Source organism: Moorena sp. SIO1G6 (genome assembly GCF_010672795.1).
Taxonomy (GTDB): Bacteria; Cyanobacteriota; Cyanobacteriia; order Cyanobacteriales; family Coleofasciculaceae; genus Moorena; species Moorena producens.
Genome location: NZ_JAAHFZ010000176.1, coordinates 1 through 1500, shown reverse-complemented (window position 1 = coordinate 1500; position 1500 = coordinate 1). Strand labels below are relative to the sequence as shown.

Genomic DNA, 1500 nt, shown 5'->3' with positions numbered 1-1500 from the left:
CAACCCAAAACTTCAGCAATTTCTAACTGTGTTTTTCCACTATTCAACAACAGCAAAATTAAAATACGTTCTCTAATATTTCCATTTTCTTCTATTTTTAAGGCTTTTTGAAGTATTGTTTTTTGCTGTCAGATAATTTTTTGCTGGCATATTTCCTATTATTGGGTTATTTATTAATTTTTATTATACCAATTTAAATGCCGAACAGCTTATAAAGCCAGGTTATATAAGAATTTGATTGGCTTTTATTGTCCTTTTTTTTATCTGGATTATCGATTATTTTACCCATAAATCGATTATTTTACCCATAAATCGATACCCAAAGCAGCTACATAAAAAAACTATGGTCAAGTAAAAATGCTTTGTAAGCATATGCTTACCTAAAATTAACCTTTGAGAACAAAAATATCAATACCTCCTTTAAGGATAACTCCCTGATCTTGATCAGAAATTGGCTGATAGCTGATAGCTGATAGCAGCTCAAGTAGCACCATCTGTAGCGCCTTAGCTGACTGCTGTAAATCATATACTGATGATTTTGTCAAATTCTATAAATTTCCACTACACCCCACACCTAGTCTTAACCGACAAGCTTGGGGGTGCATCTCATTTTTGCAATTAAACAAAAATTCTAATAAAATTCCCAAACTGCCTACACTACCCACCCTCCCTAAAATCCCCACGCTTCCGACACTTCCGGCACTTCCCTTCTTTTTTACAAAGATGAGATGCACCCCAAGCTTGGTGCGTAAGTCCTGAAATTCACCAATTGCAGTTGTTGCATAAAATTTGAATTAAATCGTCAATTTAAGCTGAAAAATTCAATTTGAGTGGAAAATAGAAATATAGAGCAGGATTAGCGAAGAGCAACGTGAAATATTTCTTTTTATCGGAAGGCTGGATAGTCGGGCGCGTTTGGGAGTTTGGAGGTCTTTGGAACGAAAACGCTTGGCGACGCCTGCCAGAAATTAAGCAAATGAACCTTTCTATCCTAGAGCAAGGAGAAAAATTGTGGCTCTATCAGGTTGAAGACCTTGTGGTTATGGTTGAAGTCAAACCCATGCCTAACACTTCACCTGAGTCAGCAAAAACTATTGGTCAAGTTGTCCTAAAACGCTTGATCACTGCTGAGCAAGTTATCGAACGCTTAGCGATGACAAATACTGAAATCATGGTAGGGGGCAAAGGTTAACTGATACAGGGAAAAGGCACCAGGGGACAAGGAAGAAGAGGGTGAAGAGGGTGAGGATAGGGAAGATGAGGAAGTAATACTTTTGATTGCGACTTGTGATCAAAGTTATAGCTAGGGTTAGCAGTTAATCAAAAAACCCTAGCCATAGGATTGGAGCCTAATAGCCAGTGCATATCAATAGCCGATACTTTTTAGCTACCAATATCTACCAAAAGCAAATATTAGCCCGCCAATGCAAGATGATTTCTCATCCAGGGTGTATCTACCAAAGCTCGTATAAATATTCCACGAGCGCCATTTAGATCTCG

Annotated in this window: 2 protein-coding genes and 2 pseudogenes; 1 reads left to right on the top strand and 3 read right to left on the bottom strand. The window is 37.9% G+C overall.

Annotated features, from left to right (window positions below; all coding sequences use genetic code 11):
• Together F6K63_RS36840 and F6K63_RS36835 are read right to left on the bottom strand one after the other, a co-directional pair.
• Window positions 1-116 (bottom strand): annotated as a pseudogene (locus tag F6K63_RS36840) (IS630 family transposase); the annotation flags it as partial.
• Between the two features lie 270 nt (window positions 117-386).
• On the bottom strand, window positions 387-545 hold the full coding sequence (locus tag F6K63_RS36835) for a hypothetical protein (protein ID WP_154659698.1): 159 nt from the start codon (window positions 543-545) through the stop codon (window positions 387-389).
• A gap of 326 nt (window positions 546-871) precedes the next feature.
• Between F6K63_RS36835 and F6K63_RS36830 the strand changes: the two genes are divergently transcribed.
• Window positions 872-1192 carry a hypothetical protein gene (locus F6K63_RS36830; protein WP_008180860.1) on the top strand — a complete coding sequence of 107 codons (321 nt, stop codon included), beginning with the start codon at window positions 872-874 and terminating at the stop codon, window positions 1190-1192.
• A 221-nt stretch (window positions 1193-1413) separates the two neighbouring features.
• On the opposite strand, the pseudogene F6K63_RS38200 reads toward F6K63_RS36830, so the two are convergent.
• A pseudogene (locus F6K63_RS38200) lies at window positions 1414-1500 on the bottom strand (zinc ribbon domain-containing protein); the annotation flags it as partial.